The organism is Rhodococcus sp. NPDC004095, from assembly GCF_053604015.1.
Map to the genome: position 1 here is coordinate 1 of NZ_JBSGGS010000018.1, position 19,330 is coordinate 19,330.

General features: G+C 68.6%; 22 protein-coding genes. 15 read left to right on the plus strand and 7 right to left on the minus strand.

The features are described 5' to 3' along the window. Positions 1–170 precede the first annotated feature (170 nt). Genes ACWEPG_RS25210 through ACWEPG_RS25220 form a run of 3 tightly spaced genes read left to right on the plus strand, consistent with a single transcriptional unit; the run spans position 171 to position 1,597 of the window. Positions 171–476 (plus strand): WhiB family transcriptional regulator, encoded by a 306-nt coding sequence (locus ACWEPG_RS25210; RefSeq protein WP_450114045.1) that lies wholly within the window; start codon positions 171–173, stop codon positions 474–476. Positions 477–536: 60 nt separating this feature from the next. Continuing rightward, positions 537–1,148 (plus strand): DJ-1/PfpI family protein, encoded by a 612-nt coding sequence (locus tag ACWEPG_RS25215; RefSeq protein WP_450114044.1) that lies wholly within the window; start codon positions 537–539, stop codon positions 1,146–1,148. Then, positions 1,145–1,597 (plus strand): MarR family winged helix-turn-helix transcriptional regulator, encoded by a 453-nt coding sequence (locus tag ACWEPG_RS25220; protein WP_450114043.1) that lies wholly within the window; start codon positions 1,145–1,147, stop codon positions 1,595–1,597. The genes ACWEPG_RS25215 and ACWEPG_RS25220 overlap by 4 nt, the downstream gene beginning before the upstream one ends. Before the next feature lie 215 nt (positions 1,598–1,812). On the opposite strand, the gene ACWEPG_RS25225 is transcribed toward ACWEPG_RS25220, so the two are convergent. Continuing rightward, the gene (locus ACWEPG_RS25225) at positions 1,813–2,280 is read right to left on the minus strand and encodes a DIP1984 family protein (RefSeq protein ID WP_450114042.1); all 468 of its coding nucleotides are present in this window, start codon (positions 2,278–2,280) and stop codon (positions 1,813–1,815) included. A gap of 202 nt (positions 2,281–2,482) precedes the next feature. Here ACWEPG_RS25225 and ACWEPG_RS25230 point away from each other — a divergent pair, with 202 nt between their 5' ends. Continuing rightward, positions 2,483–3,415 (plus strand): NAD-dependent epimerase/dehydratase family protein, encoded by a 933-nt coding sequence (locus tag ACWEPG_RS25230; protein WP_452595605.1) that lies wholly within the window; start codon positions 2,483–2,485, stop codon positions 3,413–3,415. On the opposite strand, the gene ACWEPG_RS25235 is transcribed toward ACWEPG_RS25230, so the two are convergent. Continuing rightward, positions 3,388–3,795 carry a hypothetical protein gene (locus ACWEPG_RS25235; protein WP_452595606.1) on the minus strand — a complete coding sequence of 136 codons (408 nt, stop codon included), beginning with the start codon at positions 3,793–3,795 and terminating at the stop codon, positions 3,388–3,390. The two genes, ACWEPG_RS25230 and ACWEPG_RS25235, sit on opposite strands and share 28 nt — an antisense overlap. Positions 3,796–4,029: 234 nt before the next feature. On the opposite strand from ACWEPG_RS25235, the gene ACWEPG_RS25240 reads away from it, so the two are divergent. From ACWEPG_RS25240 to ACWEPG_RS25250, 3 genes are all read left to right on the plus strand, one after another. Then, on the plus strand, positions 4,030–4,572 hold the full coding sequence (locus tag ACWEPG_RS25240; RefSeq protein WP_450114039.1) for a hypothetical protein: 543 nt from the start codon (positions 4,030–4,032) through the stop codon (positions 4,570–4,572). A 309-nt stretch (positions 4,573–4,881) separates the two neighbouring features. After that, on the plus strand, positions 4,882–6,048 hold the full coding sequence (locus ACWEPG_RS25245; RefSeq protein WP_452595658.1) for a serine hydrolase domain-containing protein: 1,167 nt from the start codon (positions 4,882–4,884) through the stop codon (positions 6,046–6,048). Positions 6,049–6,533: 485 nt separating this feature from the next. Next, complete coding sequence (locus ACWEPG_RS25250) at positions 6,534–9,074, plus strand: LuxR C-terminal-related transcriptional regulator (RefSeq protein WP_450114038.1); 2,541 nt, start codon at positions 6,534–6,536, stop codon at positions 9,072–9,074. 60 nt (positions 9,075–9,134) lie between these two features. Here ACWEPG_RS25250 and ACWEPG_RS25255 read toward each other — a convergent pair whose 3' ends face one another. From ACWEPG_RS25255 to ACWEPG_RS25265, 3 genes are all read right to left on the minus strand, one after another. Beyond that, the gene (locus ACWEPG_RS25255) at positions 9,135–9,605 is read right to left on the minus strand and encodes a hypothetical protein (protein ID WP_450114037.1); all 471 of its coding nucleotides are present in this window, start codon (positions 9,603–9,605) and stop codon (positions 9,135–9,137) included. A 255-nt stretch (positions 9,606–9,860) separates the two neighbouring features. Further along, positions 9,861–11,306, minus strand: a complete 1,446-nt coding sequence (locus tag ACWEPG_RS25260; RefSeq protein WP_452595607.1) for a wax ester/triacylglycerol synthase domain-containing protein — start codon at positions 11,304–11,306, stop codon at positions 9,861–9,863. A gap of 262 nt (positions 11,307–11,568) precedes the next feature. Beyond that, on the minus strand, positions 11,569–12,312 hold the full coding sequence (locus ACWEPG_RS25265) for an MBL fold metallo-hydrolase (protein ID WP_452595608.1): 744 nt from the start codon (positions 12,310–12,312) through the stop codon (positions 11,569–11,571). Positions 12,313–12,684: 372 nt separating this feature from the next. Here ACWEPG_RS25265 and ACWEPG_RS25270 point away from each other — a divergent pair, with 372 nt between their 5' ends. Continuing rightward, complete coding sequence (locus ACWEPG_RS25270; RefSeq protein WP_450114021.1) at positions 12,685–13,104, plus strand: hypothetical protein; 420 nt, start codon at positions 12,685–12,687, stop codon at positions 13,102–13,104. Positions 13,105–13,245: 141 nt separating this feature from the next. On the opposite strand, the gene ACWEPG_RS25275 is transcribed toward ACWEPG_RS25270, so the two are convergent. Further along, positions 13,246–13,743 (minus strand): pentapeptide repeat-containing protein, encoded by a 498-nt coding sequence (locus ACWEPG_RS25275; protein WP_452595609.1) that lies wholly within the window; start codon positions 13,741–13,743, stop codon positions 13,246–13,248. Between the two features lie 252 nt (positions 13,744–13,995). Between ACWEPG_RS25275 and ACWEPG_RS25280 the strand changes: the two genes are divergently transcribed. From ACWEPG_RS25280 to ACWEPG_RS25290, 3 genes are all read left to right on the plus strand, one after another. Beyond that, on the plus strand, positions 13,996–14,511 hold the full coding sequence (locus tag ACWEPG_RS25280; protein ID WP_450114019.1) for a putative immunity protein: 516 nt from the start codon (positions 13,996–13,998) through the stop codon (positions 14,509–14,511). Between the two features lie 75 nt (positions 14,512–14,586). Continuing rightward, positions 14,587–14,928 carry an ArsR/SmtB family transcription factor gene (locus ACWEPG_RS25285; RefSeq protein ID WP_450114018.1) on the plus strand — a complete coding sequence of 114 codons (342 nt, stop codon included), beginning with the start codon at positions 14,587–14,589 and terminating at the stop codon, positions 14,926–14,928. A 3-nt stretch (positions 14,929–14,931) separates the two neighbouring features. Next, positions 14,932–15,417 carry an SRPBCC family protein gene (locus ACWEPG_RS25290; RefSeq protein WP_450114017.1) on the plus strand — a complete coding sequence of 162 codons (486 nt, stop codon included), beginning with the start codon at positions 14,932–14,934 and terminating at the stop codon, positions 15,415–15,417. Between the two features lie 94 nt (positions 15,418–15,511). On the opposite strand, the gene ACWEPG_RS25295 is transcribed toward ACWEPG_RS25290, so the two are convergent. Beyond that, complete coding sequence (locus ACWEPG_RS25295) at positions 15,512–16,408, minus strand: NADP-dependent oxidoreductase (protein ID WP_452595610.1); 897 nt, start codon at positions 16,406–16,408, stop codon at positions 15,512–15,514. Between the two features lie 310 nt (positions 16,409–16,718). On the opposite strand from ACWEPG_RS25295, the gene ACWEPG_RS25300 reads away from it, so the two are divergent. From ACWEPG_RS25300 to ACWEPG_RS25315, 4 genes are all read left to right on the plus strand, one after another. Beyond that, positions 16,719–17,132, plus strand: coding sequence for a winged helix-turn-helix transcriptional regulator (locus ACWEPG_RS25300; protein ID WP_450114015.1), 414 nt, complete (start codon positions 16,719–16,721; stop codon positions 17,130–17,132). A 237-nt stretch (positions 17,133–17,369) separates the two neighbouring features. Next, entirely contained in the window at positions 17,370–17,912 is a 543-nt protein-coding gene (locus tag ACWEPG_RS25305) for a DUF2231 domain-containing protein (RefSeq protein WP_450114014.1), read from the plus strand. Between the two features lie 35 nt (positions 17,913–17,947). After that, positions 17,948–18,385 (plus strand): hypothetical protein, encoded by a 438-nt coding sequence (locus tag ACWEPG_RS25310; RefSeq protein ID WP_450114013.1) that lies wholly within the window; start codon positions 17,948–17,950, stop codon positions 18,383–18,385. A 1-nt stretch (position 18,386) separates the two neighbouring features. Next, the gene (locus tag ACWEPG_RS25315) at positions 18,387–19,319 is read left to right on the plus strand and encodes a hypothetical protein (protein WP_450114012.1); all 933 of its coding nucleotides are present in this window, start codon (positions 18,387–18,389) and stop codon (positions 19,317–19,319) included. Positions 19,320–19,330 lie beyond the last annotated feature (11 nt).

A 19,330-nucleotide genomic window follows, 5' to 3' on the forward strand; every position in this document is an offset into this window, starting at 1 on the left:
TTTGAATCATCTGGTGTTTCATGCGCCGGGTCATGATCAGCGGCGGTTCCTGGAGTTGTTCGAGCGGGATCTGGCGCCGCGGCTGCGCGCCCTCGGCTGACCGGCCCGAAATCACGGTCGAAGGCGCCCATCCGGACGCGTAACCCTCACGAACGAAAGGATTTTCACCGATGGCAATGGCTCGGCTCGGTGTGGTGAGTGCGCTGCCCACGGCAACCGTCGAGGCATGGGACTGGCAGTTGCGTGCCCGATGCCGGGGTATGGACAGCGCGATGTTCTTCCATCCGGAGGGGGAGCGCGGTCCGGCTCGCGCCTGGCGCGTGCGAACCGCCAAGGCGCTGTGCGCGGAGTGCCCGGTGGTCCAGGAGTGCCGGCAGCACGCGCTGGGCATCGGTGAGCAGTACGGAATCTGGGGCGGGCTCTCGGAATCCGAGCGATACCGCGATGGAAGACCCGTCAGCCGAATGGCGCGGTGACCGATCCCTTCTCTCGGCGCCGGTATTGACAGCATGCTGTCGTCATGACGGTCTTCTGTCATGACTGAGACGGTGCACGTGGCAATCTATGACACGTTCGTCGACTGGGAGATCGGTTTCGCGATCGACCACATCAACAAGCCGATGCGGCACCGGGAGCCGGGCCGGTTCACCGTCGCCACCGTCGGTGCCGACGACCGCGCGACCCGGACGATGGGCGGCCTGCGCGTCCTCCCTGACGCGGCGTTGGGCGAGCTCCGGCCGCAGGAGAGTGCGATGCTCATCCTGGCGGGCAACGACATCTGGCACACCGAGCAGTTCACCCCCTTCGCGGCCAAGGCTCGCGAGTTCCTCGACGCCGGAGTGCCGGTGGCCGCCATCTGCGGTGCCACCGGCGGCCTGGCGATGGCCGGCCTGCTCGACGATCGACAGCACACGAGCAACGCCGCCGAGTTCCTCGCCGGCGTCGGCTACGCGGGCGGGCACCTGTACCGCGACGAGCCTGCCGTCACCGACCGAGACCTGATCACCGGGGCGGCCAACGCCCCGGTCCACTTCGCCCGCGAGATCCTCGAACGTCTCGACGTCTACGAACCGCACGTCCTGGCGTCGTGGTTCAAGCTGTACGGGCAGCGCGATCCGCAGGGCTTATACGAACTGATGGCGGAGTGAGCGTGCGCGACGACCAGGACCTGCTCAGCGGTCTGGCGCTGGGGACGTTCCGGCTCAACGGGCAGTTCCTCGCCGTCGCAGAGGATCTCGCCCGACCGGTCGGGTTGACCGCTGCGTGGTGGCAGGTTCTCGGTGCCGTCCTGACGCGGCCACTGTCCGTGGCCGACATCGCCCGCGAGATGGGTATCACCCGGCAGAGCGTCCAGCGGATCGCCGATCTGCTCGTCACCCGTGGACTCGCGGAATACCAGGAGAACCCGGCCCACCGGCCGGCGAAGCTCGTCTCGCCGACCCCGGACGGACGTCGGGCGGTGTCCGCGATCGATCCGGCGCACGCCGACTTCGCCGGCCGGCTCGTCGAGGCCTTCGGGCGTGAGGAACTGGCCGATGCGCTTGCCGCGCTGCGGAGGCTGTCGGCGGTCCTCGACGACCTCGCCGACGGCGACTGACCGGTTCGCGTGTCGGGGTGCCCCGTGCCCGCCCTCACCGAGCGGAGATCAGCACCTGGTGATAACTGTGCGCGATGCGCCTTCACCTGTTCGGCGTGCTGGGCTGCGTCGTTCGTGTGTGGCGCTGCCCTCGGCGCCGTACAGGTGGCCGGATGAACCGCCGGCCGCGGTGTGTGCTCGCTTCTCCGATCGGCTACCTGCTCCCGACGCTGTGCTCAGTCGAGCAGTTCGACCTCCCAGTTGGTTTGCTGGATCCGGGTGTCGACCTCGCGGATCGCGCGGGCCAGATCGTCCGCGGTGGCGCGCAGTTCGGACACCGGCACGGCGGCGATGTGGACCAGTTCCGAGCGCAACTGGCGGCCGTAGCCGCGATCCTCACGACCGGACGCGGCGTCGGCGGCCGCGGTCACGGCAGAGTGGCGCAGCCGCAACACATCTCGGCGGGCCAGTGCATCGGTGACGGTGCCGTCGCCGAGCGTGGCCCGGGCGTTCGTCCGATTGATGCGGCGGATGAGCTGCTCGAGTTCGTCGAGAGTCCGGTCGAGTTCGGCGAGGAGGGCGCCCGCGTCCTCCGCCGGTTGCTCGCCCTCCTGGTACCGGGCGTTGGCGACGATGCGCTCGCGCAGCTGGGCAACCTTGCGGACGACGTCGCCGCGCAGCGCCAACGCCTCTGCCAACTTCATCGAAAACAACTCCCGCCCGGTCGACAGCAACAGGTCTTCGACTCTATCGACCGGCACGTCGTCGGCCCGGGATGATTCACGGCGCGGCGACCGGAATGCCGGGAACGGGCCGGCGGTAGCCGTCGCTGTCCGTCACACACCGCCCGGCTGTTTCGTCAGAGATGCAGGGGAGACGTAATCCGGAATCGGGAAGGTGATGGTCATGCGGGTCTTCGTGGCAGGCGGGGCCGGGGTCCTCGGACGGCGGCTGGTGCCGCAACTGGTGGCGCGCGGGCACCACGTGACGGCGACGACGACGAGCCCGGACAAACTGGAGTTGGTGGAGCGGTTGGGCGCCGAGGCGCTCGTGATGGACGGGCTCGACGCCGGGTCGGTCGGTGCGGCGGTGGCACAGGCCAAACCCGATGCGATCGTGCACCAGATGACCGCGATCTCCCTCACGCACGGCGGCAAGCCCGACATGAAGCACATCGACCGCTGGTTCGCCACCACCAATCGGCTGCGCACGGAGGGGACCGATCATCTGCTGGCCGCCGCCGAGGCGAACGAGGTGTCCCACGTGGTCGCGCAGAGCTACGCCAGCTGGAACGGCATTCGCCGGGGCGGATGGGTGAAGACGGAGGAGGATCCGTTGGATCCCGAGACGGGGACGAAGGCGCGGCCGGGGATGGAGGCGATCCGCCACGTCGAGGAGGTGGTGGTCGCGGCCGGTGGCGCCGCCCTGCGGTACGGCGGGCTGTACGGGCCCGGTGCCAGCGACGATCAGGTCGAACTCATCCGCAAGCGGCAGTTCCCGCTCGTAGGGGGCGGCACCGGTTACAGCTCGTGGGTGCATCTCGACGACGCGGCGAGCGCCACCGTGCTGGCCGTCGAGCAGCAGGCGAAGGGGGTGTTCAACATCGTCGACGACGAGCCCGCCCCGGCGAGCGAGTGGCTGCCGTACCTGGCCGAGTGCGCGGGAGCGAAGCCGCCGATGCGGGTCCCGAAGTGGCTGGCGCGGCTGCTGGCAGGGGAGGTGGCGGTGACGATGATGACCGAGGGACGCGGGTTCTCCAACGCCAAGGCCAAACGGGAGCTCGGCTGGCAGTTGCGCTACCCGTCGTGGCGTCAGGGCTTCGAGGAAGGTTTGGCCTGAGTGGATTCTCTGCTCGACCGTGATGCGACGCAGCCGAGGGCCGCGACGATTCCGGTTGCGCCCAGTCCGATCCAGGCCAAGGCCCGGCGGGTGTCGAGCTCCTCGCCGCATGCCTCGAACCGATCCGCACCGATCACGCCCTGGGCATGGGGTGATGCCGGACTTCCACAGTTGACGCCGTCGGTCCGGAAGTCGGCGACCAGCAGAATCGCGCAGACAACGAGGCCGACCAGCGCCAGCGCGACCGTCACCCTCGCGGCCACGGACCGGCCGGAGGTCCCCGCGCCGACAGCGGCCCGCGGCCCATCCGGGACTCGGCCGCTGTCGGTGGCCGGAGTGCTCGGATCGGCATGCCGGCCCGCCTGCATGTCGGTCGTCATACTGTCGCATCCAACCAGACGGACCACGAATTTGCTGAATCGTTACCAGATCGACGGCGGCGCGAGGTGGGGGATCGACGCGTTCGTCCTGCGTCGGGGTGCGACGGCGACGCGGACGGAATACGGGCCGATCCGGTGCTTGCCTGTCGGTAGCTGAATGGGGAGAGGGGTCCGCGGCGGGATCGTCGAGCGGGCACGTCGGGTCGGCCGCACCGAAGGCGGTAGCCTGCATCGATGGCATCGGATGCGAGCCCCCGAATCGATCGGTTGCGAACGCTGATCGACCACCCGCGCACCGGCGACAGCGAACGGGCGGTGGCGCAACGGATGCTCGACCGGATCCTCGGGAGGACCGGCATTCGCGATCACTCCGGCGGACCCGACCGCGGTGCCGGGCACGGCCGGGTCGGGCGGCATGCGGGCCTGGCGCACATCGCGGACCTGATCCGTGGCGACATCGCGCTCGCCCGGTCGGTGTTCACGGCGAACACGCCGGACGGACTTCCGGCGGTCGCGGACCCCATCGGCAACGCCCCACCGGGAATCACCTTGGCCGTCGAGACGCCGCACGATGCGGGCATCGTCATCACGATCGACGGCGTTCCCGAGCACTGGGGCTGGGTGAACGACGGCGGCATCGAGACGGTCACGCCGGCGCTGCGCACCCTCGCCGACGAGCTGGCGTCGGTCATGAACGCGTACAACCGCGACGATGCGGAGGGCGGCAGGCGATTCTTCGGGAGGGTGCGGGTTCGGGACACCACCTTGGTGTGGTGACCGCGACCCAGTCGATCACGGCCGCGACAGATGGCTGTCCGGCGCGCGGGTGCGGGCTACGATGGCAGGGAGGTTTGCCCAGCTGGTGCCGCGCAGCCGGTGCGGCGCTCGGACTCTGGTGCCGAGGCGGTGTGACCGACGATGAGCGATCTGCGCGCGGGGTTCCTGCCGGCCCGGACCGCTCGCCTCGCCGTACTCGCGGCGTCCGGCGCACTCGTGATCGCGGGCTGCTCGACGAATTCCGAGCCGACGGTCGCTCCGACATCGGACGCAGCGATCGGCTCGACCACCGGGACCGTCTCCGCCCCAATGTCTTCCGCGCTCAAGTCCATCGATCCTGCGGCGTTCCAGGCGGCGGTCGACGCGGCCGCGAAGGAGTTGCTCGCTCCCGGGGCGGTGGTACGGCTGCGCACCCCGCAGGGGAGCTTCGAGGCGCTCGTGGGCACCACCGAGCGGGGCACGCAGGCGCCGCCGGCCATTGATACGCATTTCCGGATCGCCTCGAACACCAAGACGATGACGGCGGCGCTGACCGTCCTCCTCGTGCAGGACGGGAAGCTCCGCTTCGACGACCCGGTGTCCGCCTACGTCCCGGGCGTGCCGGGCGGCGAGAACATCACCATCGCTCAACTGCTGACGATGCGCAGCGGGCTCTACAACTACACGAATGCGCCCGAGCTGTCGGCCACCATGGACGCCGACCCGACGAAGTCATGGACACCCCAGGAGGTTCTGGACCTCGCGTTCGCGCACCCGCCGAATTTCCCGCCCGGAACGGAATACGAGTACAACAACACGAACTATGCACTGCTGGGGCTGGTCGCCGAGGCCGTCGGCGGGCGCCCGTTGGCGCAACAGTTCGAGGACCGGCTGCTCGGTCCGCACGGCCTGCGGCAGACCTCGCTTCCCGCCGCGGACGACACCACCCTGCCCGAGCCCTACTCGCACGGCTACATGTACGGCGGATCGGCGTACGCGATGGGTGACCAGGAGTACCCCGCCGACATGCAGGCCGCCGCCCGGAACGGCACCCTCCAGCCCCACGACTACACCAACCAGAACCCCTCCTACGCCACCGCCGCCGGCAGTGCCGTCTCCACGGCCGACGACATGGCGACGTGGATCCGGGCGCTGGTGTCGGGCAAGGTCTTCGATCCCACCTTTCAGCAGCAGTGGCTCGACAGTCCGCAACCCGAGGACCCGGGCAACCCAGACGGGCAGCGGTACGGCTACGGCATCAGCCATCAGCGATTCGGCCCGAACGCCGCGATGTATTACCACGGCGGTGAACTGCCCGGCTTCAACTCCTTCATCGGCTACGACCCGGACAACGACGTGACGCTCGTGGTCTGGACGAACCTGACCCTGTCGCCCGACGGCAAGACCACGGCAAACGCCCTGCTGCCGACGATCCTCGACCAGATCTACGCCGGGCTGTCCCTGGCGCCGGCGCCGACCCCGAGCCCCACCGGATAGCGGCACCACGTCACTCGCTTCCCTCCCGGCATGACCCGGGGCCCAGCCGTACCGTGTTGAGCTGCAACGTCTTCCCGAGTGAACGGATCGTCAGCGTGATTTCTGGGTGCCGGGACATGTCGGTTCCATGCTGTCCTGGCAGCTGAGCCGGGTCGAGTCGGCGATTGTCATCGTCTGCTGCTCGTTGCGTCGTCTCCGCGGGAACCCGGACCGCGGAGTGATGGCTGTCACATTTGTCCGGGTCGTCGTAAAGGTGTTCGCCGGCATCTCGGAGAATTAGCGGGTGAATCGCTGACTGGATGAATGCGTGGGCGAACGACGGTCGGCCCCGCATGTTCGGATTGGCGGCGGACGGGGCTCTGGGTGTTGGTGTACCGGCTGGGAGGCCGGTCGGCCCGGCGACCGGGATGAAGAGCGGGGTTGGGTTCAGTGCTTGATCTGTTCGGAGGTTGTCGGGCTGCGCTACCGAGTTCCCTGGTGTGGCGATGATGATGCATGACCACCTGTTCGGTCGACTGGACCGGGACGTGCGGCTGGTGGTGCTGCGAGCACCCCTCGGGTTCGGCAAGTCGGCATTGGTCGGCAACTGGCTACAGAGCCGCGAATCGGTGACCGAGTCGGTCGTCTGGATGGACAGGCCGACCCGTGACATCGATCCCGACGCATACTGGGCCTCGGTCCGGGCCAGGGCCGCGTGCCCGGAATGCGGGACGGCCGACGCGGGCTCCCGGCGCCGACGAGGGGGCCCGGTGCCGGACCGTCCCGCCTCGCCCCGGATACTTCTGATCCTCGATCGAGTCGACCTGCTGGGCAGCGACGAGGTCGAGGCCGGGATATTGCGGGCGCTCGGCGGATGCAGGCACCTGAAGGTCGTGGCGACGGTGTGCGACGGTGGCTGCCTCGCGGATCTCGCGGCACTCGGATGCAGTCACGACCTGATCACCGCGGACGATCTGCGGCTGAGTCCGGCCGCAGCCAGGTCGTTGGCCGAAGAGGCGTCGGTCCACCTGGAACCGGGTGAACTCGAGCAACTGCACGAGAAGGCGCGGGGGATGCCCGCCCTGCTGAGGGTCGCCGTGGCAGCCGCGCGGGGCATCCCGCGCGGCGCCGGGCGCGGAGCCCGTCTCGACTACGCGGTGGAACGCGCGCTTCGGCGACGGGTGCGAGACCTTTTCCTCGAACGTCCGGACATCGTCGATGTCGCACCCGAGGTGCTGCTTCGGTTGGCAACGGCACGCGAACTCACGCCGGCCGTCGCGTCGTTCCTGGTCGACGAGGGGAACCCGCAGGACCACCTGGAGCGGCTGGAGGCGGCCGGGGTACTGGGCCGCCACACGCAGTCCGAACACGAATGCTGGGAGTTCGCCCCCGCGGTCCGCTACGTGCTGCTCGGCATCGCGCAGGACAACGGGGTGGCCACAGCCCACAACATCGGGAGGCTCGCCCGGTTCCACGTCGACCGCGGTGAACCCTTCACCGCCCTGCGGCTGGCCCTCGATGCGCGGGACTGGGATCTGGCCGTCGATCTCGTCGAAGCCCACTGGGCGGACATGATCGCCGAGCAGATGAGCCTGCTGCGGGCAGCGCTGGAGTTGCTCCCCGCGGAGATGCTCGTGGACAAGCCCGCGATTCGCGCCGGACGCGAATTGTTCGTGTTCGCAGGCGGACAGGTGCCGGTGAACACGACGGTCCTGCCGTACGACGATCAGGCACTCCAGCAGCTCACGGCGCCCGACGCCACGGATCTCCTGACCGCCGGGTGCGTCCAGTCGCTGATGCTGCGGGTGTCCGGCGAGTTCCGGGCAGCTGCCGAATTCAGCCGCCGATTGGCGCACCTGAGCCGCAGTGTGGCCGAGACGCTGCCGGACGAGGTGACCGCACAGCTTCCGATCATGCGCCTGCAGTGGGGGATCACCTACCAACTCGCCGGGGATCTCGCCGAATCCAATGTCGAACTCACGGCGGCATACCGGGCCGCGGTCGCGGACGGGGTCGCGTTCATCGCCCGGAACGCCGCGGGCAGCTCGGCGTTGAACTGGGCCCTCGTGGGTGAGCCGCGACGCGCTCTCGAGTGGCTCGCGGACGAGCACACCCATGCCGAGCCCGTCGGCTGGCTGGAGCCCAAGGTGCGGGTGGCGGGCATGGTGGCGCGTGCCCTGATCTCACTGGACCAGCTCGACATTGCCGCGGCAGGCCGGACCCTGGGCGAACTGGGCGAGGTTGATCCGACCGAGGAACTGTGGGCGCTGGTGGCGTACGCGCGGTGCAGGCACGCGTTGCTCAGCGGCGATGCACACCGCGGTCTGGTCGACCTCCACCGGACCCTGCCGCTGCATCACGCGACCTTCCGGGACGGTATCGCGGTGCCGCTGCTGACCGCGGCCGAGATCGAGTTGCGGCTCGCCCTCGGCCAGGGCAACCGCGCGCTGGCGATCGTGGACACAGCCGACACCGACGACCCGTGGATCGCGGTGTCGGCCGCGCGGGCCCGGCTCCTGACCGGAGATCCGGCCGGTGCGCTGGCACTGTGCCGGCGGCTCGACGAGCCGGGTCGGCACCACCCGCGTGCGCATCTGGGATGCCGACTCGTCGAGGCCGCCGCGCACCTGGACCTCGATGAGCCCGGTGCGGCCGTCGTCGCATGGCAGCACGCGGGCAAGCTCGCGGAACTGACGGGACTTCGCGCACCGCTGGCCACCATTCCTCGCCGGGCGATCGACCGCCTCGTGACTCTCGGCGGCGCGCACGTCGGCGCGCAGTTGCAGGGCACGGACGTCCCCGCAGTTTTTCCGGGGCCGGTCGAGGTGGTGCGGCTCACCGAAAGGGAGCAGGCGGTCCTCACCGAACTCGCACACGGAAGTTCGGTGCGGGAAGCGGCGGCGAACCTGTTCGTTTCGGTGAACACCGTCAAGACGCAGCAGCGGACCCTGTATCGGAAGCTCGGGGCCCATTCGAAGGACGAGGCGCTCGGCGCCGCAACAAGACTGGGGCTCCTCGCCGAGGCCTACCCGGTCGGCGGGGACTGAGTCGGCGCCGGCCGCTGTCGCGCACCACCGCGCACACGCGGGCAGGCACTGCCCGCGGATCTATCTGACGTAGTGCAGCGTGTTGCCTCGTGGGACGTGGCTCAGGGTCAGCTCCTGCTCGGTGACCGAGAGCAGCACATACCGAACGGACAGATGGTCGGCGTCGTCGACGATCTCGAGGATCGTCGTGTCCGGTGCGGTCGACGGCGGAAGGTCGGGGGCGTCGTCCCGTCCCACGATCGCCCAGGTGCCGCTACGGGGCGGGACTCCGGTGTAGTCGCGGCTCGTTGTTCCATCCGGATTGAACGTCACGGATTCTGCAGGGTCGACCGCCGAGGTCCAACGGCCCGCGAGTTCGGCCGGTCGGTCGCCCGCCCGCAGCTGGAGGACGGCCCCGGATGCGGTCGCGGGGGACGGTGCCGACGCCGCGGTGACGGATGGCTGCGACGAGGACTCGGCGCAGCCCGACACACCCAGGGCCGCGACGGCCAGCGCCGCCGCAGCCGACGCCCTGTACCTGTCTGCCGTCATCCGGAAGGTCCCCTCGCGTGGTTCGACTACACGGTGACAGTAGGCCATCCGTTCGGTGAGGGCGGTGCCGGCCACTCGTCGCGCGCGGAGCCCGGTGTCGCACGCGTCGACGACGGTGTGGACAGGGTTGCCGGCGCCGGTGCGAGTTCGGCTGCCCGGGTGGGCCCGTCCGCGCGGTCGGCCACAGCAGCGGCGCGGGAATGGTTGTGGATTCCGAACGGGTCCAACAGATTCGGTCGATGCGCTCCGCCCGTGCTATTCCTCGGGCAGCGCGCGCAGTTCGTCGAACGCGGCCTCGAGGAGGTGTGCGTATGCGTCCGGGTCCCGCATCATCGCCGCGTCGGACGTGAACTCCACACTCAGCACGTCCCCGATCGACACCACACTGTGTGACAGACCGGCTCCCGGGTGGATCGGGGGGACATAGAACCCGTCCACGACGGGACTGCCGCCGAACATCAGGTCCGCGGCACCGCGCGGCATACTGGTGACCAGGGTGTTCGCCCATGTGACCGTGCTCTCCGTGCTTCTCGCTGCCGCGGCGGACTTTCGCTGGGAGAGGCGGAGGGCGATCCGGAGGTAGATCGCCGGCGCATGGTCGATCGGCGACTCGATGTCGATGGCCGATTGATGTTGCACCCGAGCCTTTTCGGCGATTGCCGATTCGTGGATGCGCCGCAGTCGTTCGATCGGTGTCGGTTCGTCGGTGTGAAGATCGACGAACATGGTGGTGATCTTGTTCGACGCGGCGACATGGGACCTGTCCCGGATCGAACGGGGGACCTGCGCGGCGAGGGCGCCATCGGGCGCTTCTCCGAGGCCGTCGAGATATGCGCCCAACCCGCCGCCGACGATCGCCAGGACGACGTCGTTGACCGACGTCCCGGTCGCTCTGGCGACCTCCCGGACATCCGACAGCGCGAACTTCGCTCGACCGAACGTCCGCTGCCCGCTCTGGTTGCCGTTGAACCGGGTGCGCGGGCGACGATGTCGGGGCGTGGACAGCGCGCCGGACTCGACCAGCGCGGTGAGGTCGCGCCGGGCCGCGGCGGACCTCACCAGGGACCTGCCCAAGCCGATGAACTGCGCCGGCAGGCGAAGCAGCGACGACACCGGACCGCGGATAGGTCCCCTCCTCCCTTCGAGGCAGGAGACGGCTTCCGGGTCGTCGAACAGTGCTCGGGCAACCTTGACGGCGCCCAGCCCGTCCGTGGCGCAGTGGTGAAACCTCAGCACGACCAAGGTCGCGTCGTCGGGGATCCCGGCAACACCGCGGATCTCCGTGAGCAGGTGCAATTCCCAGGGGCTGTGAGCGAGGTCAACCGGCTGCTTCGTCGTTTCGGCAAGATGATCGGACAGGGCCCGCCATGACGTTTCGCCGATGCGCTGAACGCGGATGTGGTGGTCCAGATCGACGTCGGGCGCGAAGCTCCAGTACGGGTGGTCGAGATCGCCGGGTACCCGGACCAGTCGTCGGCGGAGCACCTCGGCCCGATCCAGACGATCTCGCATCCAGGACGCGGCTGAGGCGTGGGTCCGAATGGGGTGAGGATCGTGACGGGTGTCGAAAACGTAGACCGTCGTGATGACGTCCGGCGAGTGCTGCCGATCTGTCAGTTCGGAGTAGACGAACCACGAGTCCCGCCCGGCCAGTTGTACCGGCTCCGTGCACTCGCCTGCGGTGATCGGTTGGTCGTCCAAGGCTGTCCATCCTCCCCAGAGGATCCCTCGCGAACCCCCGGTTGATGGATCGATTCAATCAGATCTGCCGAGACCTGCATTGTTAGTGATGCGTATGAATTGTCCCGCGTGTCGCGTCGGGATCGGTCGATGCGCCCGGAGAACCCGGTGGCATCCGCGCGCAGTGTCCGCCGGATCATCAAGGGGTGCAAGATGTTTGAGATTCTCGTGATACCCGGCGAGCGGTTAGTGCGGTGCATCGGTCCTCGGCTGGATGTGCCGGTCAGCGGGCTCGCCCGCGGGCCTGCTCGACGGCTGCCGAGATGGGCATGGACACCGCGGGCCCGTGTCCGGGGACCACCGTGTCGGCGTCGAGAACCGCGAGATGGTCGAGTGCGGCGACGGTGTCCGGCTTCCCGTGATCGAAGACCGGTGGGAGCAGTTGCGGGCCGATGATTTTCGACAGCGGGTGCGCCGTGACGAGAGCGTCGCCGGTGATGATCACCCCGTGCTGCGGCAGGTGGAACGCCGTGTGGCCGGAGGTGTGGCCGTGGGTCGCGACGGGCACCGGCGCGCCCGGCAGGTCGAGAGGGCCGCCCGACGTGAACGCGCGAGCGTCGCTCACGGAGAGCGACCTGGTGGCGCCGACCCGCGCGATCCGCAGCAGCCACGGCAGCACGCCGTGCCTGTGCACCATCGGGATGAAGTCCTTGCCGGTGGCCTGCTCGAGATGGTCGCGCCGTGCGTGGGCGACCTCGGTGGGGTCGGTGAACACGGGTGTCCCGTAGCGCTCGTGGAAGGCGACGATCGCACCCATGTGATCGATGTGGGCGTGGGTGAGCAGCATCCCCCGAATGTCCTCGGGACGTCGGCCGAGTGAGTGGATGGCGCGTTCCACCGCGCGGACGTCGCCGGGGTAGCCGCCGTCGATCAGGGTCAGGGCGTCGCCGTCGCGCAGGATCACCACGTTCACGTCCGTTCCGGTGGCACGGAACACGTGCGGTGCAACTTCCTCGAGTGTCGTCACGGTTCACCATTGTGCGGCATCGCGGTCCCCCGGATGCCGCTGCATCGGTCCGGACGCTCGACGGGTCGGTGGTCGCGCACCGCCGCATGCCCCAAGACGAATTTGGAACAGTTCCAACATTGTTCGTGGTCCAGAGTGGGATGCTCGGACATTCGGATCCCCTCTGTCCGGAGTTGAGGGGATAGGATTGTCTGACTTGCTTCCGTGTGGACCACAGGACGAAGGATGAGGCGATCCTGCGCCTTCGATGGCCGGTGCCCGCGTCTTTCACGTCGTCGACGTCACCGCATGTCTCGACGGCCGACCGAGTGTGTCCGCCTCGGGCCATCGCTTCAGAAAGCCGTCAACTCTCGGTGACGCGGATTCGTCAACTTGGAGCGGGCAGAACCCGGTACGACGAAAGGATTTCCGATGTTCACGTGCAAAGGCAAAGCTCTTGGTCGAACGGCGGGGCTGATCGCGGTGGTGGGCGCATTCTCGTTGGCGGCACCGCCGGCCGCGTCGGCCGCGCCCGCCGCTTTCGTACCGTCCTCGATATCGAGTTGCGCGCCCGGCGAATGGCTCACATTCACGGCCGAGCGGGTGGCACCCGACCGAATCAACTACACGACCACCGCGCCGCTGGCGAAGTGGAACGGAGCCATCGTCCAGTGGACCAACCTGACCACCGGCGCCCAGGGCTTCGCGTTCATGAATGCCGCGGTTCCGGCGAGCGTCGGGCTGGGTCCCGTCCTGAGCCAGGTGGCGGGTTTGCTGCCCTGCTATGTGTCTTCGGGTGTGGTGATGTCCTGATCGTGTTCAGCCGATGACGGCGGGCGCCTCGACTTCGACGAGTACGTCCGGCTCGACCAGGTGATCAACGCCGATGAGGGACACCTGCGGCGTCGGAAGCGGCGGTCGATCGGGTTCGGTGCCCTTGCCGGTCGCCGCCGGTCAGTCGGGCACCGTGCCGTCCGGCATGGTGGCGTCGGTGAGATCGGCACCGGCCAGGTCGACGGCGGCGAGGTTCGCGCCGGTCATGTACGCACCGGAGAGGTCTGCGCCGGTGAGATCCGCGTGCCCGAGATAGGTCGACGTCAGGTAGGCCATCGTCAGGTCGGCGTTCCGCAGGACGGCCCGGGTGAGATACGCGCCGGTGAAGTTGGCGTCATGGGCGACCGCCCCCGTGAGATCCGCCCTCGCCAGGTCGGTGCCGACCAACTCGGCGGAGGTCAGATCGGCCCCCGCGAGCGTGGCGTCCGTGAGGTCGGCTCCCGACAGGTCGGCGCCGGTGAGGTCCACGCCCGCGAGGTCGGCGTTCGCCAGGTTGGCGCCCGACAGATCGGCATCGACGAGGCTGACGCTCGAGTCGCGTTCGGCCCGTTGGGAATTCCAGGACGCAACGTCCGAGCGCAGCAGGTCCAGCGGATTCGCCTGCGATGTCGATGTCATTGAACCCCCAGGACGACAGCGGTGGTCGGCACCCGAGCCGGGCCGGCCGAATTTCCGAGTGATGCGGACGTCGCCCGCCGTGTTGACCGCGTAAAACTAGCAGCGACCGGGTGGCCTGCGGGCGGTCTCGCGCCCATTTGCCCGGCCGGGCCTAGCGGCCCGAATTCCGGACTGCCCGTGCCGGCGCAACGGCCCGGTCGCGCCTGCGCCCCCTTGGGTGTTGGGTGGATGCGAGCAGAAGGGGTGTCAACCATGATCCTTCCGAAGGTCCGAGACCCTCGGTTCGTGACGATCCGTCGCGGTGGGACGCTCACCGATTCGGATCACCATCTCCTCGCTCTGTGGGCGGCGTCGTGCGCGGAGCACGTCCTCGGGTACTTCGAGTCGGTTCGGCCCGAGGACCCGCGGCCGCGTCAGGCGATCGAGCATGCCCGTGCCTGGGCGCGTGGCGAGGTGACGATGACCCAGGCTCGCACCGCGGGTGGTCACGCGATGGGCGCGGCCAGGGACCTGCGTGGGGCGGCACGGCACGCCGCGTACGCCGCCGGTCAGGCCGGGGTCGTCGCACACGTCGCCGCGCACGAGCTCGGTGCGGCCGCCTATGCGATCAAGGCCGCGCGTGCTGCCGCGCCGGACGGCGAGGATGAGGCCGCAGGGCGATTCGAGTGCCGGTGGCAGCGGGGCCGGCTTCCGGAGGCGATTCGCGAGCTCGTCCTCGACGACCAGCAGCTGCGGAATGCCATCTGCTGGTCGGTGTTCGACTGCTGACCGCGCGCCGGGTGCGTGGACGGCATTGCCGAAAGGGCTTGACAATCTACAACCAAGCGGTTGTATGTTTGAACTGTGAATGGAGACGACGAGGACCGGGCGGACGCCCTGTTCCACGCGCTCGCCGACCGCACCCGGCGCGACATCATGCGCCGCGTGCTCGCCGGGGAGCACTCGGTTTCCGCGCTCGCGGCTGAGTACGACATGAGCTTCGCCGCGGTGCAGAAGCACGTCGCCGTGTTGGAGAAGGCCGGGCTGCTCGTCAAGCGACGCAGTGGTCGGGAGCAGCTGGCCAGCGGCGACGTGGCGGCGGTGCGATCGGTGGCGTCCATGCTCACCGAGTTGGAGCAGGTGTGGCGTGGGCGCATCGCACGCATCGACGAACTCATCGCATCAGACTCGACCAAGGAGGGCTGAGGAATGCCTGTGACCGACGTCAAGCAAGATCTCGACAACCTGACCCTGACCATCACGGCCGATTTCGCCGCACCGGTGGAGCGGATCTGGCAGATCTACGCCGACCCGCGCCAGCTCGAGAAGGTGTGGGGCCCGCCGAGCCACCCCGCGACCGTGGTCGACCACGACCTCACCCCGGGTGGCCGCACGACGTACTTCATGACCGGACCGGACGGCGACAAGTTCGCCGGATACTGGCAGATCACGGCGGTCGACGAGCCGACGAGCTTCTCCTTCGTCGACGGTTTCGCCGACACGGACTTCAACCCGAACCCCGCCCTGCCGGTCTCCCGGAACGTCTACACCTTCGCCGAGCATGACGGCGGCACTCGCGCAACCTACGTGAGCACCTTCGAGTCGGCCGAGGCGCTGCAGCAGGTCTTGGACATGGGAGTGATCGAGGGTTCCTCGCTGGCGATCAACCAGATCGACGACCTGATCGCCGCCTGAGAGCGCGCCGCGGCCGGACCGTCCCCGTCGGGGCGGCCGGCCGTTCCGCGGCGAGAACCGCCTGCCCTGGCCCGGTCGGGCGCCTGTTCGGGCGTTAGGGGATGAGAACGAGTCGTCCGCGCACGCCGCCTTCGGCCAACCGGGTGTGGGCTGCCGCTGCATCCTCGAGCGGGTAGGTCTGTGCGACGCGGGCCACGATTACCCCCTGGTCGGCGAGGCGGGAGAGCTCGGCGAGCTGGGCGCCGTCGGCCCGTACGTCCAGGGCGTCGACGCTGACGCCGCGCTCCGACTCCGGTTCCTGCCCCGGCCACAAGCCGACGTACGAGCCACCGTCGCGGACAGCGTCGATCGCCTCACGGCCCAGGCCCGCGGCGTCGAGCACGCCGTCGAAATCGGCAGACCCAAGGTCCGCTCCGCGGGACAGGAAGTGCCCGGCTCCGCGCGAGAGCAGGAAGGGCTCGTCACCGACAGAGGCCAGTGCTGTGACCTCCAGGCCCATCCGGTGAGCCAGCTCCACCGCGTGCCCTCCGACTGCGCCGGCCGCTCCCGTGACCAGTAGGCTCTGCCCCCGCCGCAGCGCCATCATGTCCAGGGCCTGAGCGGCGGACAGCGCGTTGAGGGGGAGCGCCGCGGCATGCACGTCGTCGAGGGATCCGGGCGACGGGGCAATGGCGGTCGCGTCGAGCACGACGTGATCGGCATGTGTGCCAAGCGGTTTCACGTGGCCGGTGGCCAGGCCCATGACCCGGTCCCCGACCGCCCAGTCGACCCCGGCGCCCACGGCATCGATCGTGCCGGCGACATCCCAGCCCAAACCGATCCGCTCCCCATCGTTGCCGAAGACTCCCGAACGCATGGCAACGTCCACCGGATTCAGCGCAGCCGCGCCGACCTTGATCCTCACCTGCCCGGGTCCCGGGACCGGTACCGGGACCTCGGTGATCTCCACTGACTCGGGCCCGCCGAAGCGGGAAACGGTTGCGGCGCGCATGAACATGGTCTTCCTTCGGGGAGGGGTGCGGGCGCGGGCTCCCGCATCGGCTGAAACTTCCGCTGCTGCTCGTGGGCGAAGCCCGACCGTCGAAACCGGCCGGAGGCGTGACAGCCCGGCGCGGGGGCCGCCGCCCGTGCAGGTGCCAGCGGGCTGCATCCAGGCGATCGACGCTGCGGAAGGTCGTTCGTCGACGGTGCCTGGTTACACAGCTCTGAACTGGTGCCTTACGAATAGTGCGTGACTCCATGATGGGGCAGTATCGAAGGCGATACAAAACGCACACGCGTGTGCGGAAGGCAGGTGCGCCATGGAACCCGATCCGAACACGGGGCACAACGGGGCGCTTCCCGGGCCGTGCTCCCGATGGCCGGCGGAGCAGGGGGAGACCATTCGGCAGATCATCGAGCGGGCCGGCAACAAGTGGGCCGTGCTCGTCGTCGGTTCGCTGCGGGGCGGGCCTCTGCGTTACACCGACCTGCTGCGCTCCATTCCCGGTCTCTCGCAGCGAATGCTCACGCACACCCTGCGCCAGCTGCGGCGTGACGGTCTCGTCACCAGAAGCGCCTATCCCGAAGTGCCGCCGCGCGTGGAGTATGCACTGACCGATCTGGGTGCCACCCTGCTCATCGCCATCACCACCCTGATCGATTGGGCCGGTACCCACCACGACGAGATCCAGGAGAACCGCGCGCGATTCGACAAGGCCGAGGCCACGACCTGAGGCAGGGCTCCACTTCACAACAGCGAGTGGAGAATTGACGTGGCACGATATCGATGGTGCCAGGCCGGTTTGCGGGTGCGGACGTCGCTGATCAGTCCAGCGATGACGTCGGCACGTGCGAGGTGGCCGCTGGAAAGAAAGTGGCTTTCGGCAACCGAACGGGTGGTCTTGACCGGACTGGGCAATTGGACCACGCTGAAACCATCAAACCTCGCCGGCGTGAAGTAGGTGGTCGGTGTGCCAGTCGAAGCGGACCGAGGCAAGCACCCGGTCAGCGCGGGGTTGGCCGGGCCGTACGGCCATCCGTTCCACCCGATCCTGGTGAACGTGCCGATCGGGGCATGGGTGGCGAGCTTGGTGTTCGACATTGGGTCGCGGGTCGTCGACGAGCCTGGCTTCCTCACCCAAGGATCGGTGTGGCTGATCGCGATCGGGGTCCTCGGGGCTCTGGCCGCGGCGATGATCGGCTTCCTCGACCTGTTCGCAATACCGCCGGGGACGCCGGCGTTCCGCACCGGCCTGGTGCACATGGCCCTCAATCTCGCGGTGACAGCGGCGTTCGCGGTCAACTTTCTCTGGCGTCAGTCGGAGTACGGGCAGCCACATCCGGTCAGTGTCGGGGAGATCGCGCTGTCGGTGGTGAGCGTGGTCGCCCTGTCCGTGTCCGGATATCTCGGTGGCAAGCTCGCGTTCCGTTACGGGGTTCGGGTAGCTGACGAGGAAACCCAGGCAGAGGGTTTCGGTCCGCCCCCCGGACACGAGCGGTCGGTGCAGTCGTAATCATCCGTCCTGTCCACCACTTGTTAGGAGATGACATGGGTGTCGCAGCGCTCGTGACGTGGCTACTGACGGCGGTCGGCGGTTTCTACATGCTGGCCACCTGGATCGCCAAAGGCGGGTCACGACAACCACATGGCAGCCACTTTCCGCCGGCACTGATATTCGGGCACTTCGCACTCGCCGTGATCGGTCTGATCGTGTGGATCGTCTACCTCGTCGCCGACAAGGACGCGGTTGCCTGGATTGCCTTCGTCCTGTTGATACCCGTCGCGCTCTTGGGATTTGCCATGTTGGTGCGATGGATACCGACCTACCGCGCCGCGGCCGGTGCTGTCGGCGCCCCGCCCGCCCCCGCAGCACCGGACCCGGCGGAGAAGCACTTCCCTGTTGCCGTCGTCGCGGGGCACGGCGTATTCGCCGTGGTGACCGTGGTGCTGGTGCTGCTGACCGCCCTCGGCGTGGGCGGCAGCTGACATGAAACCCTCTGCATCTCTGGGTGATGGGTCGAGTGGACCGGCTCGCGTGACGCGTCGACACGGCGCGGCGCGCTACCCCAGGACCCTCTCGGTCCTGGCACTCGTCGGAGTGTGTCTTCTCTCCCCGACAGCCGGCCGGACAGCGAGCGGCGCACCCGCGGCAGACGCGGTCGACACCGGGTTCGCGATCCCCTTCTCCGGGGCACCCGGCTACGAGCTCCTGGCACCGACGCAGACGACCGGTCCGGCTCAGCTCAATCAGCCACTCGGTCAGCAGGCGGCGGACGAGATCGCCGGTCGGATCGGGCTGAACCCAAGTGACGCGTTGTCCGAGCAGCAGTATCGCGACCTCGTCACCGGCGGCGGGGTGGGCGGCAGCCGCGAAGCGGCCGAGGTGATCGATGCATGCGCCCGGATCCTCACCAATACGAACGGCCGTCCTCTCTATTCCGACGTCGACGGCCACGCCATACCGTCGGTTCTGGCCAGCTACGGGCTCTACGTGAACACCAGCGGACTGCTGGAGAGTCCGGCCAACGCGGACGCGCCGACGCGGCAGGTGAACTCGTTGATCGCTCCCGGCGGGTTCGTGGGCACCTGGCTGCGGAACAACGGTGCGACACGAAGCCTGGTGGCGCTCTACCGGTCGGCCTACACGGTGCAGGCCGTCTATGGCTTCGCAGCGCAGCAGATTTCGGGCACAGCTCAACTGGTCACCAATACCAAGGCAGGTGTGAGTTCGCAGGTGGGCATGTCGATGGCGCCGCCGCTCTGGATGGTGAACTTCGCCCTGCTCTACATATTGAAGCCTTCCCTCGCGGCGGCGATGCCCGCCCACTGGGCTCCCATTCCTTCGGCGGTTGCCGACGCCGTCAGGTCGAGCCCCACCGGCCAGGTACCTTTCAGCGAATATGCCTCCCATTTCCGGTGATTCGAGTCAGT

Excerpts from the sequence above, each read along its gene's own strand:
- ACWEPG_RS25210 (WP_450114045.1), top strand. The coding sequence starts at position 171 with ATGGCAATGGCTCGGCTCGGTGTGGTGAGTGCGCTGCCCACGGCAACC.
- ACWEPG_RS25230 (WP_452595605.1), top strand. The coding sequence starts at position 2,483 with ATGCGGGTCTTCGTGGCAGGCGGGGCCGGGGTCCTCGGACGGCGGCTG.
- ACWEPG_RS25215 (WP_450114044.1), top strand. The coding sequence starts at position 537 with ATGACTGAGACGGTGCACGTGGCAATCTATGACACGTTCGTCGACTGG.
- ACWEPG_RS25255 (WP_450114037.1), bottom strand. The coding sequence starts at position 9,605 with ATGACGGCAGACAGGTACAGGGCGTCGGCTGCGGCGGCGCTGGCCGTC.
- ACWEPG_RS25225 (WP_450114042.1), bottom strand. The coding sequence starts at position 2,280 with ATGAAGTTGGCAGAGGCGTTGGCGCTGCGCGGCGACGTCGTCCGCAAG.
- ACWEPG_RS25300 (WP_450114015.1), top strand. The coding sequence starts at position 16,719 with ATGGAACCCGATCCGAACACGGGGCACAACGGGGCGCTTCCCGGGCCG.
- ACWEPG_RS25250 (WP_450114038.1), top strand. The coding sequence starts at position 6,534 with ATGATGATGCATGACCACCTGTTCGGTCGACTGGACCGGGACGTGCGG.
- ACWEPG_RS25275 (WP_452595609.1), bottom strand. The coding sequence starts at position 13,743 with ATGACATCGACATCGCAGGCGAATCCGCTGGACCTGCTGCGCTCGGAC.
- ACWEPG_RS25315 (WP_450114012.1), top strand. The coding sequence starts at position 18,387 with ATGAAACCCTCTGCATCTCTGGGTGATGGGTCGAGTGGACCGGCTCGC.
- ACWEPG_RS25290 (WP_450114017.1), top strand. The coding sequence starts at position 14,932 with ATGCCTGTGACCGACGTCAAGCAAGATCTCGACAACCTGACCCTGACC.
- ACWEPG_RS25295 (WP_452595610.1), bottom strand. The coding sequence starts at position 16,408 with ATGCGCGCCGCAACCGTTTCCCGCTTCGGCGGGCCCGAGTCAGTGGAG.
- ACWEPG_RS25280 (WP_450114019.1), top strand. The coding sequence starts at position 13,996 with ATGATCCTTCCGAAGGTCCGAGACCCTCGGTTCGTGACGATCCGTCGC.
- ACWEPG_RS25245 (WP_452595658.1), top strand. The coding sequence starts at position 4,882 with ATGTCTTCCGCGCTCAAGTCCATCGATCCTGCGGCGTTCCAGGCGGCG.
- ACWEPG_RS25240 (WP_450114039.1), top strand. The coding sequence starts at position 4,030 with ATGGCATCGGATGCGAGCCCCCGAATCGATCGGTTGCGAACGCTGATC.
- ACWEPG_RS25235 (WP_452595606.1), bottom strand. The coding sequence starts at position 3,795 with ATGACGACCGACATGCAGGCGGGCCGGCATGCCGATCCGAGCACTCCG.
- ACWEPG_RS25310 (WP_450114013.1), top strand. The coding sequence starts at position 17,948 with ATGGGTGTCGCAGCGCTCGTGACGTGGCTACTGACGGCGGTCGGCGGT.